Origin of the sequence: Streptomyces sp. SAJ15, assembly GCF_007595705.1 — a bacterium.
Taxonomy (GTDB): domain Bacteria; phylum Actinomycetota; class Actinomycetes; order Streptomycetales; family Streptomycetaceae; genus Streptomyces.
In genome coordinates this window covers 32,715-59,474 of sequence record NZ_NISY01000003.1, presented here as the reverse complement: position 1 = coordinate 59,474, position 26,760 = coordinate 32,715, and the positions used below count along the sequence as shown (strand labels likewise).

Annotated in this window: 24 protein-coding genes; 17 read left to right on the top strand and 7 right to left on the bottom strand. The window is 72.8% G+C overall.

Annotation, left to right across the window (positions count from 1 at the left end; translation table 11 throughout):
* The first annotated feature begins 65 nt into the window (after window positions 1–65).
* Window positions 66–1,262 carry a sensor histidine kinase gene (locus CD790_RS10370; protein WP_144382901.1) on the top strand — a complete coding sequence of 399 codons (1,197 nt, stop codon included), beginning with the start codon at window positions 66–68 and terminating at the stop codon, window positions 1,260–1,262.
* Between the two features lie 113 nt (window positions 1,263–1,375).
* Window positions 1,376–2,080, top strand: coding sequence for a response regulator transcription factor (locus tag CD790_RS10365; protein WP_144382899.1), 705 nt, complete (start codon window positions 1,376–1,378; stop codon window positions 2,078–2,080).
* 68 nt (window positions 2,081–2,148) lie between these two features.
* Here CD790_RS10365 and CD790_RS10360 read toward each other — a convergent pair whose 3' ends face one another.
* Window positions 2,149–3,231 (bottom strand): DUF5937 family protein, encoded by a 1,083-nt coding sequence (locus CD790_RS10360; protein ID WP_144382897.1) that lies wholly within the window; start codon window positions 3,229–3,231, stop codon window positions 2,149–2,151.
* Between the two features lie 99 nt (window positions 3,232–3,330).
* Here CD790_RS10360 and CD790_RS10355 point away from each other — a divergent pair, with 99 nt between their 5' ends.
* The 11 genes from CD790_RS10355 to CD790_RS10305 all read left to right on the top strand — a co-directional run bounded on the left by CD790_RS10355 (window position 3,331) and on the right by CD790_RS10305 (window position 13,502).
* Window positions 3,331–3,525, top strand: a complete 195-nt coding sequence (locus CD790_RS10355; RefSeq protein ID WP_144382895.1) for a hypothetical protein — start codon at window positions 3,331–3,333, stop codon at window positions 3,523–3,525.
* Window positions 3,526–4,213: 688 nt separating this feature from the next.
* On the top strand, window positions 4,214–5,119 hold the full coding sequence (locus CD790_RS10350; protein WP_144382893.1) for a Rossmann-like and DUF2520 domain-containing protein: 906 nt from the start codon (window positions 4,214–4,216) through the stop codon (window positions 5,117–5,119).
* Entirely contained in the window at window positions 5,116–6,162 is a 1,047-nt protein-coding gene (gene panC / locus CD790_RS10345) for a pantoate--beta-alanine ligase (RefSeq protein WP_144382891.1), read from the top strand. Before CD790_RS10350 ends, panC begins: the two co-directional genes overlap by 4 nt.
* 31 nt (window positions 6,163–6,193) lie before the next feature.
* Entirely contained in the window at window positions 6,194–7,975 is a 1,782-nt protein-coding gene (locus CD790_RS10340) for an L-aspartate oxidase (protein WP_186318995.1), read from the top strand.
* Window positions 7,972–9,030 (top strand): carboxylating nicotinate-nucleotide diphosphorylase, encoded by a 1,059-nt coding sequence (nadC, locus tag CD790_RS10335; RefSeq protein ID WP_144382889.1) that lies wholly within the window; start codon window positions 7,972–7,974, stop codon window positions 9,028–9,030. Before CD790_RS10340 ends, nadC begins: the two co-directional genes overlap by 4 nt.
* Window positions 9,030–9,827, top strand: a complete 798-nt coding sequence (locus tag CD790_RS10330) for a type III pantothenate kinase (protein WP_144382887.1) — start codon at window positions 9,030–9,032, stop codon at window positions 9,825–9,827. The genes nadC and CD790_RS10330 overlap by 1 nt, the downstream gene beginning before the upstream one ends.
* A gap of 195 nt (window positions 9,828–10,022) precedes the next feature.
* Window positions 10,023–10,862 (top strand): hypothetical protein, encoded by an 840-nt coding sequence (locus tag CD790_RS10325; protein ID WP_144382885.1) that lies wholly within the window; start codon window positions 10,023–10,025, stop codon window positions 10,860–10,862.
* Between the two features lie 873 nt (window positions 10,863–11,735).
* On the top strand, window positions 11,736–11,915 hold the full coding sequence (locus CD790_RS10320; protein WP_144382884.1) for a hypothetical protein: 180 nt from the start codon (window positions 11,736–11,738) through the stop codon (window positions 11,913–11,915).
* 122 nt (window positions 11,916–12,037) lie between these two features.
* The gene (locus tag CD790_RS10315; protein ID WP_144382882.1) at window positions 12,038–12,433 is read left to right on the top strand and encodes a BlaI/MecI/CopY family transcriptional regulator; all 396 of its coding nucleotides are present in this window, start codon (window positions 12,038–12,040) and stop codon (window positions 12,431–12,433) included.
* Window positions 12,434–12,455: 22 nt separating this feature from the next.
* The gene (locus CD790_RS10310) at window positions 12,456–12,974 is read left to right on the top strand and encodes an amino-acid N-acetyltransferase (RefSeq protein ID WP_144382880.1); all 519 of its coding nucleotides are present in this window, start codon (window positions 12,456–12,458) and stop codon (window positions 12,972–12,974) included.
* A 186-nt stretch (window positions 12,975–13,160) separates the two neighbouring features.
* Window positions 13,161–13,502: an Lsr2 family protein gene (locus CD790_RS10305; protein ID WP_144382878.1), complete on the top strand. Its 342-nt coding sequence runs from the start codon at window positions 13,161–13,163 to the stop codon at window positions 13,500–13,502.
* On the opposite strand, the gene CD790_RS10300 is transcribed toward CD790_RS10305, so the two are convergent.
* Window positions 13,433–14,161, bottom strand: a complete 729-nt coding sequence (locus CD790_RS10300; protein ID WP_222108237.1) for an SCO3374 family protein — start codon at window positions 14,159–14,161, stop codon at window positions 13,433–13,435. The genes CD790_RS10305 and CD790_RS10300 overlap by 70 nt on opposite strands.
* A 452-nt stretch (window positions 14,162–14,613) precedes the next feature.
* Here CD790_RS10300 and CD790_RS10290 point away from each other — a divergent pair, with 452 nt between their 5' ends.
* Complete coding sequence (locus CD790_RS10290; RefSeq protein WP_144382875.1) at window positions 14,614–17,139, top strand: ATP-dependent Clp protease ATP-binding subunit; 2,526 nt, start codon at window positions 14,614–14,616, stop codon at window positions 17,137–17,139.
* Between the two features lie 654 nt (window positions 17,140–17,793).
* Window positions 17,794–18,561 carry a M23 family metallopeptidase gene (locus CD790_RS10285; RefSeq protein WP_144382874.1) on the top strand — a complete coding sequence of 256 codons (768 nt, stop codon included), beginning with the start codon at window positions 17,794–17,796 and terminating at the stop codon, window positions 18,559–18,561.
* A 161-nt stretch (window positions 18,562–18,722) separates the two neighbouring features.
* Here CD790_RS10285 and cseC read toward each other — a convergent pair whose 3' ends face one another.
* The 5 genes from cseC to CD790_RS10260 all read right to left on the bottom strand — a co-directional run bounded on the left by cseC (window position 18,723) and on the right by CD790_RS10260 (window position 23,581).
* Window positions 18,723–20,021, bottom strand: a complete 1,299-nt coding sequence (gene cseC / locus CD790_RS10280; RefSeq protein WP_144382872.1) for a two-component system sensor histidine kinase CseC — start codon at window positions 20,019–20,021, stop codon at window positions 18,723–18,725.
* Window positions 20,022–20,035: 14 nt separating this feature from the next.
* On the bottom strand, window positions 20,036–20,743 hold the full coding sequence (gene cseB, locus CD790_RS10275) for a two-component system response regulator CseB (RefSeq protein WP_144382870.1): 708 nt from the start codon (window positions 20,741–20,743) through the stop codon (window positions 20,036–20,038).
* Between the two features lie 8 nt (window positions 20,744–20,751).
* Entirely contained in the window at window positions 20,752–21,528 is a 777-nt protein-coding gene (locus tag CD790_RS10270; RefSeq protein ID WP_144382868.1) for a hypothetical protein, read from the bottom strand.
* Complete coding sequence (locus CD790_RS10265) at window positions 21,516–22,070, bottom strand: SigE family RNA polymerase sigma factor (protein ID WP_144382866.1); 555 nt, start codon at window positions 22,068–22,070, stop codon at window positions 21,516–21,518. Before CD790_RS10265 ends, CD790_RS10270 begins: the two co-directional genes overlap by 13 nt.
* 572 nt (window positions 22,071–22,642) lie before the next feature.
* A complete protein-coding gene (locus CD790_RS10260; RefSeq protein WP_144382864.1) occupies window positions 22,643–23,581 on the bottom strand; it encodes an A/G-specific adenine glycosylase in 939 nt (312 codons plus the stop codon).
* A 448-nt stretch (window positions 23,582–24,029) separates the two neighbouring features.
* On the opposite strand from CD790_RS10260, the gene CD790_RS10255 reads away from it, so the two are divergent.
* Window positions 24,030–25,985, top strand: coding sequence for a sensor histidine kinase (locus CD790_RS10255; RefSeq protein ID WP_144382862.1), 1,956 nt, complete (start codon window positions 24,030–24,032; stop codon window positions 25,983–25,985).
* A gap of 20 nt (window positions 25,986–26,005) precedes the next feature.
* Entirely contained in the window at window positions 26,006–26,698 is a 693-nt protein-coding gene (locus CD790_RS10250) for a response regulator transcription factor (RefSeq protein WP_144382860.1), read from the top strand.
* Window positions 26,699–26,760: the final 62 nt, after the last annotated feature.

The following is a 26,760-nucleotide window of genomic DNA, read 5'->3' as shown; positions in this document are numbered from 1 at the left end:
CCGGTAGCAGGGATCGATCGTCCGGCTGACCCATGCACCTATCCGGCGTGCCTACGCTGGGTGACGTGCAGCGCCTCTATGACTTCCTCCGCAGGCACCCGACCAGGGTGGACAGCTTCTGGGCTCTCCTCCTGCTCGGGCTGGCCGCGCTGTGGGTGGCCCAAGCCGACATCAGCTCGGCGGCCCGGATCGCGGCCGTGCCGATCACGATGGCGCTGTCCACCGCCATAGCCCTGCGCCGCCGCGCCCCCGAGAAGATGCTGGTGCTGGTCACGGCCTGCGGGCTGGCGCAGCTGGCGTGCGACGTGCCGAGCAACCCGGCCGACTTCGCCATGCTGGTGATCATCTACACCGTCGCGGCCGACGGCGCCCGCTGGGCCTCCCGCTTCGCTCTCGGCGCCGGCCTGATCGCCCCCTCCATCTCGGGCCTGCGCTGGCCGGACGAGAGGTACAGCGCCTGGCAGATGACCGTCGTCCTGGTCTTCATCACCATCCCCTTCGTGCTCGCCTGGGTGCTCGGCGACTCCATCCGCACCCGCCGCGCCTACTACGCCCAGCTGGAGGAGCGCGCCACCCGGCTGGAGAGGGAGCGCGAGGAGCGCTCGAAGATGGCCGTCCAGGCCGAGCGGGCCCGGATAGCCCGCGAGCTGCACGACGTGGTCGCGCACAACGTGTCGGTCATGGTGGTCCAGGCCGACGGCGCCGCCTACGTCCTCGACAACGCCCCCGACCAGGCCAAGCAGGCCCTGGAGACGATCTCCGGTACCGGCCGGCAGGCGCTCGCCGAGATGCGCCGGCTGCTGGGGGTGCTGCGCACCGGCGAGCCGGACGACAGCAACGACTACGTCCCGCAGCCCGATGTCGAGCAGATCGACGACCTCATCGAGCAGGTGCGCGGCGCCGGACTGCCGATCGACTTCAAGGTCGAGGGCAGTCCGCGCCCGCTGCCCAGCGGCGTGGAGCTGACCGCCTACCGCATCGTGCAGGAGGCGCTCACCAACACCCGCAAGCACGGCGGCCCGGACGTCGGAGCCAGCGTCCGCATCACGTACTTCGACGACGGCCTGGGGCTGCTGGTCGAGGACGACGGCCGGGGCGCGCGGCGCGAGATGTACGAGGAGGGCGGCGCCGACGGCCAGGGGCACGGGCTGATCGGTATGCGGGAGCGGGTCGGCATGGTCGGCGGAACCCTGGACGCGGGGCCGCGCCCCGGTGGAGGCTTCCGCATCAGCGTGCTGCTGCCGCTCAAACCGGCCCGCTGACGCCTCCCCGGCGGCGAGCCCGCGACGCAGACCCGACCGACCCCGCAGACCCAGCGAACACAGCAGACTTCCCGCAGTCCCTCAGCAGGCAACAGGCACAGGAAAGGGATCCGATGGCGATCCGTGTGATGCTCGTCGACGACCAGGTGCTTCTCCGCACCGGGTTCCGCATGGTGCTGGCCGCCCAGCCCGACATGGAGGTCGTCGCCGAGGCCGGGGACGGCGCGGAGGCCGTGGAGGTGCTGCGCGGCTCCGCCGTCGACGTGATCCTCATGGACATCCGCATGCCGCGGCTGGACGGGGTGGAGGCCACCCGCCGCATCTGCGCGGTCGAGGGCGCGCCGAAGGTGCTGATCCTCACCACCTTCGACCTCGACGAGTACGCGTTCTCCGCGCTCAAGGCCGGGGCCAGCGGCTTCATGCTCAAGGACGTGCCGCCGGGCGAGCTGCTGGCCGCGATCCGCGCGGTGCACAGCGGCGACGCGGTCGTGGCGCCCAGCACCACCCGGCGGCTGCTGGACCGCTTCGCGCCGATGCTGCCCAGCGCCGGCGGCTCCGCCGGCATCGGCGGCGGGGGGAACGCGGGCGGGACGCAGCTGGAGCGGCTGACCGCGCGGGAGCGCGAGGTGATGCTGCTGGTCGCGCAGGGCCTGTCGAACGGCGAGATCGCCACCCGGCTGGTGCTCTCCGAGGCCACCGTGAAGACCCATGTGGGCCGCATCCTCACCAAACTGGAGCTGCGCGACCGGGTGCAGGTGGTGGTGCTCGCCTACGAGACCGGACTGGTCCGGGCCGGGGGCGGCGGCCTCCCCGGCTAATCCCGGACGTCACCGACCCGCCCTTTCCCCGACGCCGGCTGACGCCGACCGCCGCCTGGAGGGCGTGCTCAGCGCAGCACGCTCTCCAGAAAGTCGCTGCCCAGCCGCGTCACCGCCGGCAGGTCCAGCTCGTGCAGCACATACCGGCCGCGCCGTCGGGCCCGCACCAGCCCCGCCTTCTTCAGCACCGCGACATGGCGCGACACCTCCGGCGCGCTGATCCCGTACGCCTCCGCGAGTTCGCCCGTGGTGTGCGCCCCGCGCGCCATCGAACGGCACAGCCGCATCCGCATCGGGTGCGCGAGCGCCTCCAGCCGCGCCTGCACCAGCCGCGCCGCGGCCGGCGCGGGCAGTTCGGGCGAGGCCACCGGGTACTGCACCACGGGGCGCCAACCGGGGGCGTGCACCACCAGCAGATGGGGCCAGCCGAAGGCCGTCGGGATGAAGGTGATGCCCTCGCCGGAGGCCGTGGTGTGCCCCGCCGCGAGCTTGTCGACCAGGATGCGCCCGTTCTCCTCGTCCAGGCTCAGCGCCGCCGAGGTCGCGGCCAGCGCCTCCGCCAGCCCCTTGTGCCGCAGCAGCTCCGCCTTGTGTCGGGCGTCGGCCGTCAGCTGCACCCGCACCCGCTGCCAGGTGTCCCCGAAGAACGCCTGCTCACAGTCCTCGAACAGGCGCCGTAGCCATACCCGCAGCCCCTCCGGGTCCTCCAGCATCCGGTCCACGAACGCCGCCTGCCGCGGCCCGCGCGCCGCGGCCTGCTCCCGGGTACGGGCCCGCTGTTCGGCGTCCACCAGCGGCGACGGCGTACAGCGGGTGTACGACGCCGAACAGCTGATCTCGAACGCCGCGGCCACGAACACCTCGTCCTCGATCCGGTCCAGGGCGTCCAGGTCCTCCGCCAACGTCGCGCCCGGCGTCGCGGGCAGCAGCAGGTCCGAACGCGTGGACCGCCACAGGAAGTCCGCCTCGTGTAGCCGGTCGGCCAGATCCGGCTTCAGACACGCCGTCGTCGCCGTGACCCACGCGTGCAGCCCCGGGTGGTGCCCCGGCTCCGCCAGCACATGCAGGGCGGCGCCCAGCTCGGCGAGCGGCGAGGGGCTGAACACGATCCGCTCCGGAGGCAGCCCGGCGATCTCTATGACGTTGGCCATGACCTCATCGTGCCTGCGTACGCCGGGTTTCGGTGATCATTTGACGGTCCTCGTCAACTGACGTGCCAGCCCCAGGCCGGCGGCCGCACGGTGATCCACATGTCCATCACCCAGCAGCACATCCTCGACGTCTACCGCTCCACCCAGCGCGGCGAGCCCGCCCCGCCCGCCCCCGGCACCGCCGACCGGCGCCTGGTGCGCCCCCGTTCCCCCCTCGCCCGAACCCTCACCGCCTGGCGCGCCGCCCTCACCCGCCGCCCCCGGACGGTCGCGGGCCACGAGACCTGCTCCTGACGCCCTGGGCGACGGCCATCCGCGGCCGGCCCGGCCCGCGATCCTGTGGGGGACCGGGGGCGTCTGGTGGCGGGGTTTTGCAGTGGTTTTCCTCGTGGGGCGGCATGGTGCTCGGTTGGCCGCGGCTTTCGTCTCGCGCCTTCGGCGCACAGCGGCGGCAGCGGATGGGGGAGGGCCGGCCTGGGCGCCATGGCCGGCTGCCCGCCGGTGGTCCGATGCCTTCGTGAGCGGAAGCACCGGTCTGTTGCCGGGCCCGGCGCCGACCCGGTCATGCCTCTCAGACTCCCTTGACCTGGTACTTGCTCAGCATCAAGCAATTCCGCGAAGGCATTTCCGTCTCCGGGGGGGAAGGCGCCCCGCAGTCCGCCGCCACGCGGAGTCTCACCGTTCCGACGCGGTCCCCACGGCCCGCCCCACTCGCCGGCAGCCGGCGATGGCGATCAGGCCGCCCCTCCCTCCCGCAGTTGCGTTCTTTGCGCCGAAGGCGCGAGACGAAGGCCGCACCCGGCAGAGCACCATGCCGCCCCGCGGCGCGTCGCCGCCCGACCATGGGGCGTCCGTACGCCCCCACCCGGCCGCCCGCCAGGGCAGAAGGGCATCGGGCGGCACTCGCGTAGCATGGCGAGGAATCGTCCGGTACCCGCCGCGGACTGGAACGGAAGGCCCCCGCCGCGTGAACGCACACCCCATGAACGAGCCGCAAGACCGCCCGGCCCGGCTGACCGTCGGCGTGGTCGGCGCGGGCCGCGTCGGCCCGGCGCTGGCGGCCGCGCTGCGGATGGCCGGACACCGCCCGGTGGCCGCCTCGGGCGTCTCGGACGCCTCGGTCCGTAGGGCGGCCGCGCTGCTGCCCGAGGTGCCGCTGGTGGAGCCGGCCGAGGTGCTGGCGCGGGCGGAGCTGGTGCTCCTCACGGTCCCCGACGACGCGCTGCCGGGGCTGGTCTCGGGGCTCGCCGAGACCGGGGCGGTACGCCCGGGACAACTGATCGTGCACGCCTCGGGCCGGTACGGCACGGCCGTGCTCGACCCCGCGCGGCGCGCGGGCGCGCTGCCGTTGGCGCTGCACCCCGCGATGACGTTCACCGGCTCCCCGGTGGACGTGCAGCGACTGGCGGGCTGCCCCTTCGGGGTGACCGCGCCGGAGGAGCTGCGACTCGCCGCGGAGGCGCTGGTCATCGAGATGGGCGGCGAGCCGGAGTGGATCGAGGAGGAGGCGCGCCCGCTCTACCACGCGGCGCTCACCGTCGGCGCCAACCACCTGGTCACCCTGGTCGCCCAGTCGATGGAGCTGCTGCGTACCGCCGGAGTCGAGGCCCCCGGCCGCATGCTCGGCCCCCTGCTGGGCGCCGCCCTCGACAACGCGCTGCGCAGCGGCGACGCGGCGCTGACCGGACCGGTCGCCCGCGGTGACGCGGGCACGGTGGCCGCGCACGTCGCCGAGCTGCGCGCGCACGCGCCGCAGAGCGTGGCGGCGTACCTGGCGATGGCCCGGGCCACCGCGGACCGGGCGCTCGCCAATGGACTGCTGAAGCCGGAGTTGGCGGAGGACCTCCTGGGCGTCCTCTCGGACCCTGGAGTGGGAGGGGCGGCATGAGCCCGAAGCTGTGGAACAAGGCCCGACCGGGAGAGCCCGACGTGGAGCTGTTCACCGACCGTACGGACTTCGACGCGGCCCTCGCGCACTTCGCGATGCCGGGGCGCACCGCCGTCGTGATGACCATGGGTGCGCTGCACGAGGGACACGCCTCCCTGATCCGCGCCGCCCGCGCCCGCGTCGGCGCCAAGGGCCTGGTGACGGTCACCGTCTTCGTCAACCCGCTGCAGTTCGGGGCGGGCGAGGACCTCGACCGCTACCCGCGCACCCTCGACGCCGACCTCACCGTCGCCGCCGCGGCCGGCGCGGACATCGTCTTCGCGCCCTCGGTGGAGGAGGTCTACCCCGGCGGCGAGCCGCACGTGCGGCTCACCGCCGGGCCGATGGGGGAGCGCTACGAGGGCGCCTCCCGTCCTGGTCACTTCGACGGGATGCTCACCGTCGTCGCCAAGCTGCTCCACCTCACCCGCCCCGACGTGGCCTTCTTCGGGGAGAAGGACGCCCAGCAACTGGCGCTGATCCACCGCATGGTCCGCGACCTCAACTTCCCCGTCGAGGTGGTCGGGGTGCCGACCGTGCGGGAGGGCGACGGGCTGGCGCTCTCCAGCCGCAACCGCTACCTGTCCGGACCGGAGCGCGGCACCGCCCTGGCGCTGTCCCGAGCCCTGTTCGCCGGCCGCGACGCGGGACTTCTCGCCGCCCGGAACGCGTCCGGCACCGCGTCCGGCGACGACCCCGACTTCACGGACTTCGCGGAAGGGAACACCGAGCCGGGCGCGGCCGCGCGGGTCGCGTCGCCGCGGGCCGTACGGGACGCGGCGGCCGCCGTGCTCGCCGAGGCGGCGGCGGCCGAACCGCCGCTGACCCTGGACTACGTCGGGCTCATCGATCCGTCGGACTTCACCGAGGCACCCGACGACCACCGCGGTGAGGCCGTGCTCGCCGTCGCCGCCAAGGTGGGCACCACCCGCCTGATCGACAACATCCGACTGGACTTCGGACCCCGACCCGGCTCGGGCGCCGCGCCCGGAACGACCCTGTGAGGCGACGCCCGTGACCTCCCCCACCCCCGCGATACCGTCCCAGGACAGCCGCCTTCCGCACCACCGGGCCCCCTACGGACCGGCCCTGCACGCCCCCGCACCCGGCTGGGCCGTCGACGCCGATGTGGTGGTCGTGGGTTCCGGCGTGGCCGGTCTGACCGTCGCGCTGCGCTGCGCGGCCGCCGGACGGAAGGTCGCGGTCGTCACCAAGGCCCGCCTCGACGACGGCTCCACCCGCTGGGCGCAGGGCGGCATAGCGGCCGCGCTCGGCGACGGCGACACCCCCGAGCAGCACCTCGACGACACGCTGGTGGCCGGCGCGGGGCTGTGCGACGAGGAGGCCGTACGACTGCTGGTCACCGAGGGCCCCGACGCCGTACGCCGGCTGATCGCCACCGGCGCGCGGTTCGACACCGACGCGGAGAGCGGCGAGATCCTGCTGACCCGTGAGGGCGGCCACCACCGCAACCGCATCGCGCACGCGGGCGGCGACGCCACCGGCGCGGAGATCTCCCGCGCGCTGGTCGCGGCGGTCCGCGACGCCGGCATCGAAACCGTGGAGAACGCACTCGTCCTGGACCTGATCAAGGACGCGGAGGGCCGGGCGGCGGGCGTCACCCTGCACGTCATGGGCGAGGGCCAGCGGGACGGCGTGGGCGCCGTGCACGCCCCGGCGGTGGTGCTGGCCACCGGCGGCATGGGGCAGGTCTTCTCCGCCACCACCAACCCCGCCGTCTCCACCGGCGACGGGGTGGCGCTGGCGCTGCGCGCCGGAGCCGAGGTGAGCGACCTGGAGTTCGTCCAGTTCCACCCGACGGTGCTGTGGCTGGGGCCGGATGCCGAGGGGCAGCAGCCGCTGGTCTCCGAGGCGGTGCGCGGCGAGGGCGCCCACCTCGTGGACGCCGACGGCGTGCGCTTCATGCAGGGCCGGCACGAACTGGCCGAGCTGGCGCCGCGCGACATCGTGGCCAAGGGCATCATGCGGCGGATGCAGGAGCAGGGCGCCGAGCACATGTACCTGGACGCCCGGCACTTCGGCGCCGAGATGTGGGAGCACCGTTTCCCCACCATCCTCGCCGCCTGCCGCGCGCACGGCATCGACCCGGTCACCCAGCCCATCCCCGTGGCCCCGGCCGCCCACTACGCCAGCGGCGGGGTCCGCACCGACCTGCGCGGCCGCACCACGGTCCGCGGCCTCTACGCCTGCGGCGAGGTCGCCTGCACCGGCGTCCACGGCGCCAACCGCCTGGCCTCCAACTCGCTGCTGGAGGGCCTGGTCTTCGCCGAGCGCATCGCCGCCGACATCACCACCGAGTCGGCCCCCTGGACGCCTCCCACCGACGGCTTCCCCGTCCCCGAAGGGGGCGCGGGGGCGGGGGGCACCACCCCGGCGGGGGCCCCGCTCCTCGCCTCCGAGGCCCGCTACACCATCCAGCGCATCATGACGACCGGCGCCGGAGTCCTCCGCTCCGCGGAGTCCCTGGCCCGAGCCGCGGAGCGGCTGAACGCCGTCCACCAGGAAGCCGCAGCGCAGCTGTGGCGAGACGGCAAGACCGCCGAGCCCGGCGTGGAGACCTGGGAGGCCACCAACCTGCTGCTCGTCGCGCGGGTGCTGGTCGCGGCCGCCCGCCGTCGTGAGGAGACGCGCGGCTGCCACTGGCGGGAGGACCGTCCGGAGCGCGACGACCTCGCGTGGCGCCGCCACCTGCTCGTGACCCTGCTCCCGGACGGCACGCTCGACGTCCGTACGACAGACTCTTCGGACTTCCCCCGAAGCACCGCCCCCCGAGCCGAGACGGAGCCGCAGCCGTGAGCAGTACCCCTGGCACCCCCCACCACGACGAGCCGGCAGAGCTGCCGCTGCTGTCCGACGGCGACACCGGCGGCGGCTGCGGTGACGCGTGCGCCTGCGGCGACGCCGACGGCGCGTACGAACTGGACCCGATGGAGTGCGGCCTCGACCCCGACCTGGCGGCGCTGCTCGCCGACGCCGGGCTCGACCCGGTCCAGGTCGAGGACATCGCCCACATGGCCATCGAGGAGGACCTGGACCAGGGTGTGGACGTGACGACCGTCGCGACCGTGCCCGAGGACGCCTTCGCCACCGGTGACTTCACCGCGCGGGAGGCCGGTACGGTCGCCGGGCTCCGGATCGCCGAGGCGATCCTGTCCGTGGTGTGCACGGAGGAGTTCGAGGTCGAGCGGCACGTGGAGGACGGCGACCGGGTGGTACCGGGCCAGAAGCTGCTGTCCGTCCGCAGCCGCACCCGCGACCTGCTCACCGGCGAGCGCAGCGCGCTCAACCTGCTGTGCCGGCTGTCGGGCATCGCCACCGCGACCCGCGCGTGGGCCGACGAGCTGGCGGGCACCGCGGCGAGCGTCCGCGACACCCGTAAGACCACGCCGGGGCTGCGGGCGCTGGAGAAGTACGCGGTGCGCTGCGGCGGCGGCGTCAACCACCGGATGTCGCTGTCGGACGCGGCGCTGGTCAAGGACAACCACGTGGTCGCGGCGGGCGGCGTGGCGGAGGCGTTCACGGCGGTGCGCGAGCGCTTTCCCGAGCTGCCGATCGAGGTCGAGGTCGACACCCTCGACCAGATCCCCCCGGTGCTCGACGCGGGCGCCGACCTGATCCTGCTGGACAACTTCACCCCGGAGCAGACCCGGGAGGCGGTGGAGCTGGTGGCCGGGCGCGCCAAGCTGGAGTCCTCGGGCCGGCTCACCCTCGCCAACGCCCGTACGTACGCCGAGACCGGAGTCGACTACCTCGCCGTGGGCGCGCTCACCCACTCCTCGCCGATCCTCGACATCGGCCTGGACCTGCGCGACGACGCGACGCCCCGGCAGACAGCGGAGGAGCACGGCTGATGCTGCTCACCATCGACGTCGGCAACACCCACACCACCCTCGGGCTGTTCGACGGCGACGAGATCGTCGAGCACTGGCGGATCTCGACCGACGCCCGTCGCACCGCCGATGAACTGGCCGTCCTGCTGCACGGGCTGATGGGTACCCACCCGCTGCTCGGCGAGGAGCTGGGCGACGGCATCGAGGGCATCGCGATCTGCTCCACCGTCCCCTCCGTCCTGCACGAGCTGCGCGAGGTCACCCGCCGCTACTACGGCGACGTGCCCTCGGTCCTCGTGGAGCCGGGGGTGAAGACCGGGGTGCCGATCCTGATGGACAACCCCAAGGAGGTCGGCGCCGACCGGATCATCAACGCGCTGGCCGCGATAGAGCTCTACGACGGCCCCTGCGTGGTGGTCGACTTCGGCACGGCGACGACCTTCGACGCGGTGAGCGCGCGCGGCGAGTACGTGGGCGGCGTGATCGCGCCCGGCATCGAGATCTCCGTCGAGGCGCTGGGGGTGCGCGGGGCGCAGCTCCGCAAGATCGAGCTGGCCCGGCCGCGCGCGGTCATCGGCAAGAACACCGTCGAGGCCATGCAGTCCGGCATCCTCTACGGCTTCGCGGGCCAGGTCGACGGCGTCGTCCGGCGCATGGCGCGGGAGCTCGCCGACGACCCGGACGAGGTGACCGTGATCGCCACCGGCGGACTGGCGCCGATGGTGCTGGGCGAGGCGACGGTGATCGACGAGCACGAGCCGTGGCTGACGCTGATCGGGCTGCGCCTGGTCTACGAGCGCAACGTCTCGCGCTCCTGACCGACTCCACCCCTCCGGGCATGCGCCCCTCCGGGGCGGGGCGCCTCCCTCCGGGGCGGACGCTCCCCCCCGGGGCACCGCACACCTCCGGAGCCACGGGGCCGACCACCCCTTCGGCCCTCCCCGGAGGGGCCACGCCGCGCCCGAAATTTCACGCTAAGCCGATTTTGTCCGCTTAGCACTTAAAGTCGGCCCATGCCCACGCCATACGGATCCCATGGCGGAATGGCGTTCAGCGCGGACGAGCTGCGTGTGCTCCGACGCGCCCTCGCCATCGCCCTCCAGCCCACCGCCGTCCCCGCCCGCCCCGGCCCGGAACGGGCCGCGGAGGTGCGGGACTGCCTCCGCCTCGCCCAAGCCGTGGACGAGGCGGTCCGCGAGGGCGGACGGCTGCGTGCCTTCCTCCTCGACGAGCTGGCCCGCTACCGCTCCGCGCTCCCCGGCGCCGCCACCGGCTACCTGGACCAGCTCCAGGGCGCCCTGACGGCCGGGTACCGACCGCGGCCGGAGGACCTGGCCGCCCTGCGCGCACTCTGCGCCACGCTCTCCGGCCCCGCCGAGGGGCTGCGCCGGCGCAGGCTGCTGGGGCGCTGTGAGCGGCTCGCCGAGCGCTTCGGCGCCGGAGGGGACACGGAGCGCGGCGGACGGCCGCTGGTGCCCCGTTCCCGGCCCTCGGAGGCCGGCGGTGGGGAGGACGGCGGATGGGCCGAAGCGGCGGGACGGGCCGGAGGCGCCGACCCTGCCGAGAACCCGGAGAAGGCGAGGGCGGAGATGGCCGAGCGGTTCGAGAACGCGGAGAACGCCGTGCGTGCCGCGGATACGGAGAAGAGCGGTAAGCCCGCCAAGCCGGCGCAGGGCGAACCCAAGCCCGCGCCCCGGAAAAGGCCCGAGGGGCCCGCCGGGCCTTCCCGGGCCGAGCCGGGTCCGTCCTCGCCCAAGCCGGGGCGCCCGGTCCCCACCCCGGCTGAGGTCTTCCCGCCCAAACGCCGCCAGGCCCCGCCGGCCGAGGGATTCCTCGCGGCCCGTCCGGCCTGAACGTCCCGGAACTGCGGGACGCGCCCGCGGCGCCCTCTCGCGGCCGCGAACCGGGGCCCTCGCTCTTCCGGGTCCGATAGTCGGTCGTTTCCACGGGCGGGCCCGAGAGGCATTTCTCGCCAGGCGCGGGCCTCGGCGTCTCGATTCCGTCGGACACCGTCCGGCACCGGCCCTTTCCGGTCGGTGCCGGACCCATTGCGGCGGATGCCGGCGGATGGGGCGCCCGGCGCGGTCGGGGGCGGCATTTCCGGTAGGAGATCGGATCTGAACCGCTCCGATCTAAACCGCTCAGATTCCGCCGGGACCGCGGCCCAAGGGCCCCTCCTCGGAGTGGTCACCGTCCCATTGCCGAGGGTGGCCGCCGGGTTTCTCGCCGCTCACCTGGTCTGAACCTCTCGATTCCGCGGAACCGTCCCCGAGCGGTTCGCCCACCGGTTTGAGCGCGCACCGTACGGTCGCCGGTTCGGGCTTCCCGTCCGCGGCCCGCCCCGCACACTCCGATTCCGTCGACCCACGCCGCGCCCGGCTCTCCCCCGGCCGGGTCTCGACCCTTTGTCCCGGGCTGGTCCAGGGCGGTTCCGGGGCTTGGGCGCAGGTGGTCGTCGTGAGGGCGGGCTTTCTCGCCACGGTGCGGATCCGCGCGATCTCGAAGCGTCGGCGGACGGTCCGGGCGGGTTCTCCGCGGTCGCTTCCCGGCTCTTTGCGGCGGACGGTTCCGGGGCCGGTTCCCGGGCCCGTACGCACCGTCCCGCCCGGAGAGCGATTTCCCGTGGGCCGTCCGGTCCGACCCGGCTCCGCCACGCGGCCCCAGGGGCGGGGGACCCCTCGGCGCCCCGTACTCTGGAAGCCTCATGTACTAGGAGGCCGACGGATATGGATTACGTCTCCGCGCTGCTCCCGCCGATTGTGATGGCGGCGGCGTTCATCGCGCTGATCCGCACCATCGTGAAGACCCAGGGCGGCGCCAACAAGGCCAAGGAAGACGCGGCGGTCGACGCCGCGCTGGCCCGGACCGAGGGCGCCCAGCCCGTGGCGGCCGGCGACTCTTCCTGAGCCGCCCCTTCCTGGATCTTTACGGGCGTACGCCGCGTGATGCACCGCGCATCACGCCGCGTACGCCCTTTTTGTTCCTGAATTAACCGGGCATTTCCGGCATTCGGCACTATTATTCTGGTGTGCCTAGGCCATTGGGTGAACTCGAAGACGCGGTCATGACGCGGGTGTGGAACTGGAACCGTCCTGTCACGGTGCGAGAAGTACTGGAAGACCTGCAGCAGGAACGCTCCATCGCCTACACCACGGTCATGACGGTAATGGACAACCTCCATCAGAAGGGCTGGCTGCGCAGGGAGGCCGAAGGCCGCGCCTATCGATATGAGGCGGTCTCCACGCGCGCGGCCTACTCGGCCGCACTGATGAACGAGGCGTGGTCCGCCAGTGACAACCCGGCCGCCGCGCTCGTCGCGTTCTTCGGGATGATGTCCGAGTCGCAGCGGGAAGCGCTCCGCGATGCGATGCGGGTGGTGCAACTCGACGAGCCCGGTGGGCGCCCCGGTGAAGAGCGACGCTGAGCCGGGGCGATAGCGTCCGGCTATGTCCGCTCAATCAAAAGTAGTCACCGTCCGCCGGGCCCGCACCGGCGATGTGCGCGCCGTGCGCCGCCTCCTGGACGCGTACGTGGACGACGGGATCCTGCTCGACAAAGCGACCGTGACTCTTTACGAGGACATCCAGGAGTTCTGGGTCGCGGAGCGGGACACGGATGGCGAGGTCATTGGCTGTGGCGCGCTCCATGTGATGTGGGAAGACCTGGCCGAGGTTCGCACTCTCGCGGTCGATCCCGCGGCGAAGGGGAGCGGTGTAGGCCACGCGGTCCTCGACAAGCTGTTGCAGACGGCGCGCTGGCTCGGGGTGCGGCGCATTTTCTGCCTCACCTTCGAGGTCGACTTCTTCAGCAAGCACGGCTTCGTGGAGATCGGTGAGACGCCGGTCGACGGGGACGTCTACAGCGAGCTGCTCCGTTCCTATGACGAGGGCGTCGCGGAGTTCCTCGGACTCGAACGGGTGAAGCCGAACACCCTTGGCAACAGCCGGATGCTTCTGCAACTGTGATCGTGCCCCTATGTCCGAATCGCTCCCCTATCACGGGCTCCGGAACAGAGGCTTCCCACGCCAACGAGGGATCGAACCTTCCCAGGGGGTTTGTGTTTTTCCGAGAAAAGCGGTTTGCTAATGCCCCGTAGTGTATTTTCCGGGGGGTTCTCCAGGACCCCCAGGTATCCATGAAAGGAAACCGCCGTGGCACAGAAGGTTCAGGTCCTTCTTGTCGATGACCTCGACGGTGGCGAGGCCGACGAGACCGTGACGTTCGCTCTCGATGGCAAGACCTACGAGATCGACCTCAACGCCGACAACGCCGACAAGCTGCGTTCGTCGCTGGAGGACTTCGTCAAGAACGGCCGTCGCACCGGTGGTCGCACCGCCGCCGCCCGCGGCCGCACCCGGACCGCCGCCACCGCCGGCGCCGGCCAGGACACCGCGAAGATCCGCGCCTGGGCGAAGGAGAACGGTTACGAGGTCAACGACCGTGGCCGTGTTCCCGCGACCGTTCGTGAGGCGTACGAGAAGGCGAACGGCTGATCGCTTCGCGCGTTCAGCAACCGGACGCGGTGGCACTCCGTCGCGGCCGCTCCGACCAGCCGTACGAGATCGGGGGCGCCCCCATCGCCCCCGAAGCCCGTCATCGGCAGCATCGGCTCCACCCCGCACCCCGGCTGGGGAGGTCGCAGCCAGACAGCGGCCTCCTGCGGCTCTCGCCCTTCGAGGGCGCCGAGAGCCCCGGGGCCCCCGAGCCCGGCAGGGACGCCCGCCGGCGCCGGCGACGGTGCGGTGATCCGGGGCACCGGTGAGGGTGCGGTGATCCGGCTGCCCTCCCCGAGCGCGGTCAGGTCCAGCTGGACCCCACCCCACTCCAGCCAGTCGAGCAGCCCCGGCAGCTCCTCCGCGCCGCCGGCGGCCACCAGCAGCCACATCCTGGCGCCTCGTGCCGCGACCGGGCCGGTCCGCGCCACCCGGCGCAGCACCGCGCGGCCCGCCGCCAGCGGCAGCTCCAGGGCGTCGAAGCGGACCCCGGTGAGCAGCTCGACCGGATCGTCGCCGACCGCCGGCCAGCCCAGCTCGCGCTCGTACCACCGCCGCACGACCTCGCCGCGGGGCGCCCTGGGGCGCGGAATGGCGGGGCGAGTGCAAGAGTGGAGATGAATGACGCGACGGTCGGGGATGTCCGGAGTCGGAGTCATGTCCGGATGAACTCCGGAAATCATCCCGAGGTTACGTTTGGTGCCCGCTTGCGTGCGCCCGGTGTCCGTTCCGGGGGTGGCAGGGGGCAGTGAAGGGGCGCAAGGTTGTTCGCCCGTAGCTGAGGGAACCGGCCCACGCCGCATGGAGTGTCACTCCTTGCGGGTAAGACAGTGCTAGTGGGAGGGACGGCTCCGCGTGTCGGGCAGCGCGCGTTCGCCATCGGCGTAGTGATGGCGGGCCCAGATGCCTGGCCTGCGGGAACAACGTCTCGCACCATCGGGTTGGAGCAGTTGTCGGCTGTTCCGGGCAGGAGATTTCCTCGCGGAAGCGGGGGTGATCCGGACGGGTGTCGGCAGATGGAATGAGCTGTCCCCGTAGCGGGACTAGCATGCGGAAGGACAGGGAGGGGATCGTCCCCGATCTTTCTGACCGCTCTGAGGAGCGATTAACGATGTTCGAGAGGTTCACCGACCGCGCGCGGCGGGTTGTCGTCCTGGCTCAGGAAGAAGCCCGGATGCTCAACCACAACTACATCGGCACTGAGCACATCCTCCTGGGCCTGATCCACGAGGGTGAGGGTGTCGCCGCTAAGGCCCTGGAGAGCCTCGGGATTTCGCTCGAGGCGGTCCGCCAGCAGGTGGAGGAGATCATCGGCCAGGGGCAGCAGGCTCCGTCCGGTCACATCCCCTTCACTCCTCGTGCCAAGAAGGTCCTGGAGCTGTCGCTCCGCGAGGCCCTCCAGCTCGGCCACAACTACATCGGTACGGAGCACATCCTGCTCGGCCTGATCCGCGAGGGCGAGGGCGTCGCCGCCCAGGTCCTGGTGAAGCTGGGCGCCGATCTGAACCGGGTGCGGCAGCAGGTCATCCAGCTGCTCTCCGGCTACCAGGGCAAGGAGGCCGCCACCGCCGGCGGACCGGCCGAGGGCACCCCTTCGACCTCCCTGGTCCTGGACCAGTTCGGCCGCAACCTCACCCAGGCCGCCCGCGAATCCAAGCTCGACCCGGTCATCGGGCGCGAGAAGGAGATCGAGCGGGTCATGCAGGTGCTGTCCCGCCGTACCAAGAACAACCCGGTCCTCATCGGCGAGCCCGGCGTCGGCAAGACGGCGGTCGTCGAGGGCCTGGCCCAGGCCATCGTCAAGGGCGAGGTGCCCGAGACCCTCAAGGACAAGCACCTCTACACCCTGGACCTGGGCGCCCTGGTCGCCGGCTCCCGCTACCGCGGTGACTTCGAGGAGCGCCTGAAGAAGGTGCTCAAGGAGATCCGCACCCGCGGCGACATCATCCTGTTCATCGACGAGCTGCACACCCTGGTCGGCGCGGGCGCCGCCGAGGGCGCCATCGACGCCGCCAGCATCCTCAAGCCGATGCTGGCCCGCGGCGAGCTGCAGACCATCGGTGCCACCACGCTCGACGAGTACCGCAAGCACCTGGAGAAGGACGCGGCCCTGGAGCGCCGCTTCCAGCCGATCCAGGTCGCCGAGCCGTCGCTGCCGCACACCATCGAGATCCTCAAGGGTCTGCGCGACCGCTACGAGGCGCACCACCGCGTCTCCATCACGGACGAGGCCCTGGTCCAGGCCGCGACCCTGGCCGACCGCTACATCTCCGACCGCTTCCTGCCGGACAAGGCGATCGACCTGATCGACGAGGCCGGCTCCCGGATGCGCATCCGTCGGATGACCGCGCCGCCGGACCTGCGCGAGTTCGACGAGAAGATCGCCGACGTGCGCCGGGAGAAGGAGTCCGCGATCGACTCGCAGGACTTCGAGATGGCCGCCGGCCTGCGCGACAAGGAGAAGCAGCTCCTGGCCGCCAAGGCCAAGCGGGAGAAGGAGTGGAAGGCCGGCGACATGGACGTCGTCGCCGAGGTCGACGGCGACCTGATCGCCGAGGTCCTGGCCACCGCCACCGGCATCCCGGTCTTCAAGCTCACCGAGGAGGAGTCCTCCCGGCTGCTGCGCATGGAGGACGAGCTCCACAAGCGCGTCATCGGTCAGAAGGACGCCATCAAGGCCCTGTCGCAGGCCATCCGCCGTACGCGGGCGGGCCTCAAGGACCCGAAGCGCCCCGGTGGCTCGTTCATCTTCGCCGGCCCGTCCGGTGTCGGTAAGACCGAGCTGAGCAAGACCCTCGCCGAGTTCCTCTTCGGCGACGAGGACGCGCTCATCTCGCTCGACATGTCGGAGTTCAGCGAGAAGCACACCGTCTCGCGACTCTTCGGCTCCCCGCCCGGATACGTGGGTTACGAAGAGGGCGGCCAGCTCACCGAGAAGGTGCGCCGCAAGCCGTTCTCCGTGGTTCTCTTCGACGAGGTCGAGAAGGCCCACCCGGATATCTTCAACTCGCTGCTGCAGATCCTGGAGGACGGTCGCCTGACCGATTCCCAGGGCCGGGTCGTGGACTTCAAGAACACGGTCATCATCATGACGACCAACCTCGGCACCCGGGACATCTCCAAGGGCTTCAACCTGGGCTTCGCCGCCCAGGGCGATGTGAAGACCGGCTACGAGCGGATGAAGGCCAAGGTCAACGAGGAGCTCAAGCAGCACTTCCGGCCGGAGTTCCTGAACCGTGTCGACGACACCGTGGTGTTCCACCAGCTGTCGCAGGAAGACATCATCCAGATCGTCGACCTGATGATCGCCAAGGTGGACGAGCGGCTGAAGGACCGCGATATGGGCATCGAGCTCAGCGGCGAGGCCAAGAAGCTGCTCGCCAAGCGCGGCTACGACCCGGTGCTGGGCGCCCGCCCGCTGCGCCGGACCATTCAGCGCGAGATCGAGGACACGCTCTCCGAGAAGATTCTCTTCGGCGAGCTGCGTCCGGGCCACATCGTGGTCGTCGACACCGAGGGCGAAGGCGAAGCCGCCAAGTTCACCTTCCGTGGCGAGGAGAAGTCGGCGCTGCCCGACACCCCGCCGATCGAGTCGGCCACCGGTGGTGCCGGCCCGAACCTGAGCAAGGACGCGTAGCGGCTGCCCGCTAGCGGCTCATAGCGCACAGGGGTTGCCCCGGACCGTTTCGAACGGTCCGGGGCAACCCCCTTTTTTCGTCATGGACACGGGGCAGGCCGCCCCTGCGCCCCCGCCGGCCGCCTGCCGCCAGCTGAGAACCCCTGTAGCCGCTCAACGGCCTCCTCAGCCGGGGCCGCGTCGTACAGCCTCTCCTTCCCAGTACCGCCGACGAGGGGGGTCTTTGGTCCCGAAACGGACATCCGAAAGTCCCGCCGAAATAGCCGTTGATCTTGCCCTTCGGTGATGTGTGGCACAGGCTTTTTCGCTCTACTAAGCGCAATAGGACGCTCGTGATGTCCGGTAAAGGACCAAGGTCCCGGCGCGCTTGGGACTTTTGCTAGGGGGAGGGTCGGGACTTCCGGATGCCTCCGGATATGCGCAGGTCAGAACGGGTGTCATGGCGAGGTGAGGGCCTTCTCGGGGCCCGCGAGGCGGTTTTTCCCGGCCCCCTCCTACCACGGCAAGGGGCCTTATTTCCCTTGTATTCACTACGGCTCTGCCTAGTAATAGCGCCCCTTGGCCTGGCGGGGTGCGCGGGTTACCAATGAATAGTCGTTCCGGTGCGCAGCCGGAACGCATTCATGACCGAGACACCCGAGAGGCAGTTTCCGTATGCAGAAGCTCATCACGACCCGCTTCGCGAGCACGTCGATCCGCACCCGTGCCGCCGTCATGGCCGCGGGCCTGGGAGCGACGGCCGCGCTGGGGGCCGGGGTGGCGCTTGCCACGGACCACTCCCCGGAGCCGAAGTCGGAGGCGAGCAAGGTCGCCACGTCGGTCCAGGCCCAGGCCGACAACCAGCGCAAGGGCGCGGAGGCCGAGAAGAAGGCCGCCGCCGACCGCGCCAAGGGCGACGAGGCCGCCAAGAAGGCGTCGCGTAGCGAGGCCCGCACCGAGGTGAAGGCCGCCCCGGCGCCCGCCCCGGCCCCGGCCGCGCCCGCGCCGGCCCCGGCCCCCGCTCCGGACTGGGTCAAGCCGGTGGACAACTACGTCGTCGGCGCCACGTACGGCAAGGCCGGCAGCATGTGGACCAGCACCCACAGCGGCCAGGACCTGGTCGTGCCGACCGGCACCCCGGTCAAGGCCGTGCACACCGGTACGGTCGTCAAGGCCGGCCCGAACGGCGGCGGCGACGGCCCCGCGTACGGCAACGCCGTCGTCATCCGGCACGACAACGGCACCTACACCCAGTACGCGCACAACTCCGTGCTGAAGGTCAGCGTCGGCCAGACCGTGGCGACCGGCCAGGTGATCGCCCTGTCCGGCTCCACCGGCAACTCCTCCGGTCCGCACCTGCACTTCGAGGTGCGCACCACCCCGAACTACGGCTCCTCCGTCGAGCCGCTGGGCTTCCTGCGGGGCCACGGCGTGGGCATCTGACCCTGCCGGAACCGCATCACGGCGTGGGGTCCTCCATGACCCCGGACGCCTGATCCAGCAGATCGAAGGCGACCCCCAGGACGGCTCCGCGCCTGTCCTGGGGGTCGCCTTCGGCGTTCCGCCTCGCCCCGTGGACGCCGCGGTCAGCGTGATCGGGCCGGTCAGTCCGGTACGTCGATGACGGGGAAGCTGCCCGTGTTGGTCGGCGCGGACTCCGGCAGCCACAGCACGGCGACCGCACCCTCGCGGCCCTCGGCCAGCGGCTCCGCGTTGCGGAAGGTGAGTCGCGCGCCGAGGACGCGGGCCTGGCCGGCGGCGATGGTCAGGCCGAGGCCGTGACCCTTGCCCGCCCGGTCCTTGCTGCCGGTCCGGAAGCGGCTCGGGCCGTCCTTGAGCAGCGCCTCCGGGAAGCCCGGCCCGTGGTCGCGGATGCGCAGCACCCGGCCCTCGACCGTGACCTCGAACGGCGGCTTGCCGTGCCGGGCGGCGTTGGCGAGCAGATTGCCGATGATGCGCTCCAGGCGGCGCGGATCGGTGCTGACGTGGGCGTCCCGGATCACCGCGATCTTCGCGTCCGGAGCCACCCCCCGCACCCGGCGGCTGACGAACTCGGCCAGGGCGATCTCCTGGAGCTCGGCCCGCTCGGCGAAGCCGTCCAGCCGGGCGACCTCCAGCACGTCCTCCACCAGCTGGCGCATCGCCTGGGCCCGGTCCCGCACCAGCTCGGTGGGTCGGCCCGGCGGCAGCAGCTCGGCGGCGGTGAGCAGGCCGGTCACCGGCGTGCGCAGCTCGTGCGCGATATCGGCGGTCACCCGCCGCTCGGCCTCCAGCCGCTGCTGGAGCGCCTCGGCCATGCCGTCTATGGCGCGTGCCAGGTCGTCGGTCTCGTCCCGGACCCGGCCGCCGATCGCCTCCCGGACCCGGACCTCCGAGTCGCCCTCGGCGAGCTTGCGGGCGGCCATCGCGGCCTTCCGCAGTCGCCGGGAGAGCTGGTCGCCGATGAGCACGCCCAGCGCGATGCCGCCGAGCACCACCGACACCGAGCCGATCACCAGCGCCCGGTCGAGGTCGCGCAGCACCTCGAAGCGATCCTTGAAGCGGCTGTGGATCGACAGCACCCGGCCGTCGTTGAGCGGCACCGAGGCCCACACCTCGGGCGCGCCGGAGCCGGAGTCCTGGAGGTAGCTGGCGCTCTCGCCGCGCGCGGCCACCTTCCGCAGGTCCTCGGGCAGCTCCGGGTCGTCCAGCTTGGCGCTGAACTGCAGGGTGCCGGTCTTCTCGTACCAGCGCTTGGCCGCCAGCACCCGGTCGTTCATCACATCGCGGCTGCTGTCGAGCATGGAGACACGGGCCGCGTTGTGGACGACCAGGCTCAGCGCGATCGCCACCAGCGCGCCCACGGCGGCGATGGCGATGCTGACCTTCCACCGCAGGCCGGAACGGAACGCGAGCTTCTTCATGGAGCCGGGCCTCGTCAGGGCCGGAGCTTGTAGCCGAAGCCACGGACCGTCTCGATGCGGTCCGTGCCGATCTTGCCGCGCAGCCGCTGCACATGGACGTCGACCACCCGGGTGTCGCCGCCCCAGCCGTAGTCCCACACCCGCTCCAGCAGCCGGTCGCGGGAGAGCACGGTGCCCGGCGCCGCGGAGAACTCCAGCAGCAGCCGCATCTCGGTGGGGGTCAGCGCCACCGGGTTGCCGGCCTTCCGCACCTCCATGCCCTCGGTGTCGACCTCCAGGTCGCCGAAGCGCAGCACCCCGCAGTCGGCGGGGTCGTTGGCCTGGTCCCTCGGCGTGCCGCCGGGCCCGCTGGCGTGCCCGAAGCGGCGCAGCACCGCCCGGATCCGGGCGACCAGCACCGCCCCGTCGAACGGCTTGGTCACATAGTCGTCGGCCCCGGCCTCCAGGCCGAGGACCACGTCGATGGAGTCGGCCCGCGCCGACAGCATGATCACCGGCACGGTGGACTCGTCGCGGATGCGGCGGCACAGGCTCACCCCGTCCAGCCCCGGCACCATCACGTCCAGCAGCGCGATGTCGGGCCGGTTGGCCCGGAACTGCTCCAGACCGGCCAGCCCGTCCGGCACGGCCGTCACCACGAAGCCGTCACGCTCCAGGGCGAGCTGCGTCGCCTCGCGGATGACGTCGTCGTCCTCGACGAAGAGCACATGGGTCTCGGCCACCGCCGCTGTCAGCCTTCCGTTCCGTCGTCCGTCGCCGTCGGCGCGACCGCCTGCTTCTTCCGCTGCTCGTCGAGGGAGTCCTTCTCCTGCTCGTCGAGCTTCTCCTGCTCTTCCGCGCCGTTGCTGTAGTCCACCCGCGCACGGCGGTCGTAGACGAACGCCGTGCGCTTCCCGTCCCAGCGGTACCAGAGGTCGTCCTGGGCGGACGGGCAGCACACGGCGTCGGCCGACGCGTACACGTACTTGGTGACCTGCAGCTCGTCCCCGTCGGCGGTCGCGAACAGCGGCGCCTTCTCGTCCACGAAGACGTTCCGGTACGACCCGGCGGACTTCCGGTAGACATACGCGCCGATGCCGTAACCGTCGCCGCAGGTCAGCACGTTGACGACCATGTCATCGGCGGCGGTGCCGGTGAGCGCCCCGAAGGAGACCTCGACAGGGTAGCCGTCATCGCCGCAGGGTCGCAGATTGGCCTTCAGCTCGCTGCTGACCTTGGGATCGCCCTTGACCAGCCGGACCGCGTCCGCCTTGAGCGTGGCCGGGGTGCCGGGGGACGGCGTGGGAGAGGCCGACACGTTCGGGGGCAGGCTCTCGACCGCCTTGTCGTAGGCGGGGGCCGACTCCGCCCGGGCCACCGGGGCCCGGCCTTCGTTGCGCACGCCCTCGGCGCTCGTGCCGCAGCCGGCGAGCAATAGCCCGCCGGCTGCCGCGAGCGCGACGACCGCACCGCCCGTCACCAGGGCGGTCTTGCTGGAGTTGAGAGAGGGCCTGGTCAGGCCGCGCACCGTTCCTGCCCCCGATCCGACACCCGACGGCCCAGCGCACGGGCGTCCAGGCCACGGCTTTCGAGCTCCTGCCGCAGCCGGGCGAGTGCCCGGTGCAGCGTGCTCTTCACCGTACCGGTGGACATTCCCAGCGCCTCCGCCGTCTCCTCCGTGCTCATCTGCTCCCAGTGTCGCAGCACCACGACGCTGCGCTGCTTCGGAGCCAGCACCTTCAGGATGTCCATCAGCAGCGCGCGGTCCGCGTGCTGCTCGGTGCTGTCCTCGACGCGGGCGTCCGGCAGCTGCTCGGTCGGCACCTCGTCCAGCTTCCGGGCGCGCCACCACTCGGTGCGCGTGTTGATCATGACACGGCGCAGGTACGCGTCGGCGAGCGACTTGTCGGCTATGCCGTCCCAACGGCCGTAGGTGCGCACGAGTGCGGTCTGGAGGAGGTCCTGGGCCTCGATCGGGTCCGGAACCAGGCGGCGCGCGCTGCGCAGCAGGGCGTCCTGCCGGTTCCGCACGTACTCTTCGAAGTCAAGAACCTTGCCGCTGCTGGCCATCTTCCCAGCCCTCCGTTCCGCTGCGTTCCCCACGTTGCGCGCCCCCGTCGAGCGACGCGAGAGAGAACCTACGGAGGGGCTGTTGCGGCTTTCCGTACGGAAGCACGTCGAGGGCCACACGGAAAGCCATAGGTTGTGTAACAACGGAGGGTGATGAGGGCGAGTGTCCGAGCCGGGTCCTCGGACTGTCACAGCCCTGTCACAAAGCCGGTGTGGGGCGGCGTTCGTACGCAACGTCGCGCGGGGGTCGGGGAGTTGGTCGCGGCGGGTTCCGCCTCGCGGGGCTGGACGGCAGGTGTCGCCGGGTAACGGATCGGCGGGCCGCGCCGGTAACGGGCCGCTGTAACGGAGCTTTGTAACGGGCCGCTGTAACGGGCCGTCGTAACGAAGCTCTGTAACGGGCCGTCGTAACGCGTCGCTGTAACGGACCGCCGTAAAGGACCGTCGCCAAGGGCCGCCGTAAAGGATCGTCGTCAGGGGCCGTCGTTACGGAGCTCCGTAACGGATCGTCGTCACAGGCCGGTGCCCCGCCGGGGCGGGGCACCGGGGTCAGCTGAGGTGGGGCACCGGGGTCAGGTCGCCGGCAGCCGGTAGCGGCCACCGGCGAGCGGCTCCACCAGGCCGTCGGCCACCAGTCCGTCCAGCGCGCGGGCGCGCTGCACCGGCTCGTCCCACACCCGGTCCAACACCGCCTGCGGCACCGGCTCGATCGCCTCCCGCAACACCGCCAGCAGCTTGCCCCGCACCTGACGGTCGGTCCCCGCGTAGGTCTGGCCGCGGCGCGGCGGACCTTCGTGTGCCGGAGAGCCGGCCAGCCGCCAGGCGCAGCGCTGGGCGATGGGGCAGCGCCCACAGTCGGGCGTCCGGGCCGTGCAGACCAGCGCGCCCAGCTCCATGGTGGCGGCGGCCCAGCGGGCGGCCGTCGGCTCGTCCTCCGGCAGCAGTGCCCGGGCCAGGGTGCGCTCGGCGGCCGTGGTGGCGTTCGGCGGGTACTGCACGCCGGTCACCGCGCGCGCGAAGACCCGGCGGACGTTGGTGTCGAGCACCGCGTGCCGCTGCCCGTACGCGAACGAGGCGACGGCCGCCGCCGTGTACTCGCCGATCCCCGGCAGCGCCAGCAGCCGCGCGTGGTCGGTCGGCACCTCGCCGCGATGCCGCTCCTGTATGGCGCTGGCGGCGGCGTGCAGGCGCAGCGCGCGCCGCGGATAGCCGAGCCGGCCCCAGGCGCGGACCGCCTCGCCGGGCGGCTCGGCGGCCAGGTCGGCCGGGCGCGGCCAGCGGGCCAGCCACTGCTCGTAGACGGGCAGCACCCGGTTGACCGGCGTCTGCTGGAGCATGAACTCGCTGACCATCACCCCCCACGGCCCGGCCTCCGGGCGGCGCCACGGCAGATCGCGGGCGTGGGCCTGGAACCAGGTGATGACGGGGCCGTGCAGCTCGGCGGGCGCGGCGGCGCCGGCGGAGACGGTGGGTTCGGAGGTCGTCTTGGCGGCATCAGTCTTGGCAGTCATCGCGCCTCCGATCCTGGCACGAAAGCGGGCGTGGCCGCCGGACCCGGCCGTGCGCGGGGCGGGGCGGGTCCGGTGCGCGCGGTCCCGCCGGGCCGGCGGGGCCGGCCTGGCGGGCCGGGTGGATCGTGATGTGTGGCCGTGCCGCGTGTCTCGCGACGCGCGGTTGGGTGGGCCGATGGGTTGGTCCGACCCGTGGGTGGGCCAGGGTGCCGCGACTGCGCGTTTCGGCTCCTCACCGCTTCGGGGCCGCGGGCCTTTGGGGGCCTGCGTCGGTACGGTCCTGGGGCGCCTGGCGGCGCGGCCGGGGATGCCTCCTGGCGGCACGGCCGGGAGGCTGGGGGCGCCCGCGAGGGAGCAGTCCCGGTCCGGCGCACCCGCGGTCCCGTGTTCGACCACCCTGACTTTCGACAGGGGCGCGGTGGCCGGGCGGCTGGGTAACGTCGAGCGGATGAGGAGCCGACGTCACCGGGTCTTGAGCGGGCTGTTCCTGTGGGCGACGCTCGCCGTGCCCTCGCTGGTCGCCGACCGGCTGGGGCTGAACGAGCCCCTGCCCGGCTGGCAGACCGCCGCCGGGCTGGTGGTGCTGGCGCTGGCCGTCGCGGTGGCGCGGGCCCGCCCGGCGGCGGCGCTGCTGCTGGCCGGGGCGGTCTCGCTGGCGGTCGCCACATCCCTCTTCACCCTCTCCTACGGACCCGCGCTGTCCGCGTTCGGCTATCTGCTCGGGCGCCGGGGAGAGCGCGCCCGGGGCGCGGCGGCGGTCTTCGGCGCGATCGCCGCGGTGGGCACGGCCGTGGCCCTGATCCGGGGCGACGACCCGGTGATCCAGTGGCTGGTGATGGTCGCGACGCTGCTCTTCGGCGTGGTCTTCCCGTGGCTGATCGGCCGCTACCGGCGGCAGGACCGGGCGCTGGTCGCGGCGGGCTGGACCCGGGCCGAGCAGTTGGCGCGCGAGCAGCACATCGCCGCCGACCGCGCCCGGCTGCGCGAGCGGGCGCGGATCGCCCAGGACATGCACGACTCCCTCGGCCATGAGCTGAGCCTGATCGCCCTCCGCGCGGGCGCGCTCCAGGTCGCCCCCGACCTGGCCGAGCGACACCGGGCGGCGGCGGGCGAGCTGCGGGCGGCGGCGGCCGAGGCGACGGAGCGGCTGCGCGAGATCATCGGCGTGCTCCGGGACGCGGAGGACCTGTCGGCCGCCGTCTCCGGCCCGCTCACCCCGGCGGGCGAGACCATCGACGCCCTGGTCGAGCGCGCCGCCGACTCCGGCCTTCCGGTGCGGTTGGCACGGACGACGCGGGCGGGTGGGGCGGCGCCGGTGTCCGGGGACGCGGCGGGCGTGGCCGCGCCGCTGCCCGGGGGTGGTGGGGAACGGCCGGGCGGCGGCCTCCCGCGGTCCGCCCCCGTGCTGCCGCTGATCGCCGAGCGCGCCGCGCACCGCGTGGTCCAGGAGTCGCTCACCAACGCCGCCAAGCACGCTCCGGGCGCACCGGTGACGGTGACCGTCGCCGAGACGGCCACGGAGACGACGGTGGCGGTGTTCAGCGGTCCGGGGTCGGACGGCGCGTCGGGCGCGACCGCCCCCGACGCGGGGAGGCGCGGGACGGACGACGGCGCGAGCGGCCCTAGGGGAACGGAACGGGGCGCCGGGACCGGGCTGCTGGCGCTGCGCGAGCGGGTCAGGCTGGCGGGCGGCGCGTTCACGGCGGGCCCACGGGGTGACGGCTTCGCGGTGGTGGCGCGGCTTCCGCACACCACGCTCGCCGCATCCGCATCCGCATCCGCATCCGCATCCGCATCCGCATCCGCATCCGCACCCGCCTCCGCGCCCGCCGCCTCCGCGCCCGCCGGCCCCGCGCCCGGCGCCGCCGCCCACGGGGAGGCGTCGGCGGGTTCGTCGGCCGGTTTGTCGGCCGGTTTGTCGGCCGGTTGGGCGGCGGGGGCGTACGACACCGAGCCCGCGGGCGAGTTCGCCCGTGCGCGGCGTGCCACCCGGCGCGGGCTGTTGCCGTTGTCCGCCTTGGTGGGCGGGGCCGCGCTGGTCGTCGTGGCGGGCGCCCTCGGCTGGTACGCGTACGTCAGCACCCACACCGTCCTCACGCCCGCCGACTACGCGAGCCTGCGCGTCGGCCAGCGCGAGGCGGACATCGAGCCGCTGCTGCCCGCGCGGGCGGTCGCCGACCCGCCCGTCGACCGGGCGTCCACGCCGCCGTCGGGTGCGCGCTGTCGCTACTACCGTGCCAGTGGGGAGCTGTTCGTGGGCGTGGACCACTTCCGGCTGTGCTTCCGTGACGGGCGGCTGGTGGCCAAGGAGCGGGTGCCGAAGGCGGGCACGGAGCCGGGGGCGAACCCAGGAACAGGGCCGGGGACGGAACCGGGGGACGCCCGGCAGGGCCCCGTACGGTGACAGGAAGGGGAACAGGCGACATGTCGATCCGTCTGCTGCTGGCCGACGACGAGGCGATGATCCGGGCCGGGGTCCGGGCCATCCTCGCCGCCGACCCCGGCATCGAGGTGGTCGCGGAGGCCGCCGACGGCCGGGCCGCGGTCGAGGCGGCTCGCGCCCACCGCCCCGACGTCGCCCTGCTCGACATCCGGATGCCCGGACTCGACGGGCTCGGCGCCTGCGAGCAGATCGCGCGGGTGGCGCCGGACACCGCCGTCGCCATGCTCACCACCTTCTCCGAGGACGCCTACATCGCCCGCGCCCTCAGCGGCGGCGCCACCGGCTTCCTGCTCAAGTCCGGGGACCCGTACGAACTCCTGGCGGGAGTGCGGGCGGTGGCGGCCGGCGGCGCCTTCCTCTCGCCCCGCGTCGCCCGGCACGTCATCGCCGAACTGGGCGGGGAGCGCCTGTCCCGGGCGGCGGCGGCCCGCGCCCGTACCGACGTGCTGACGCCCCGTGAACGCGACGTTCTCGCCCTCCTCGGCGCCGGTCTGTCCAACGCCGAGATCGCCCGCCGCCTCCACCTCGTCGAGGGCACCGTGAAGGGGCACGTCAGCGCGGTCCTCGACCGCCTCGGGGTCGGCAACCGCGTCCAGGCCGCCATCGTCGCCTACGAGGCAGGACTGGTCGCGGCCAAGGCCCCGACACCGCCCGCCCGGCGCGGCGGCGCGTAGCGGGCCCGATCCACGCGGGACGAATCCACGTGTGCCCGGTCCGCACCGGGCCGGTCCGCACG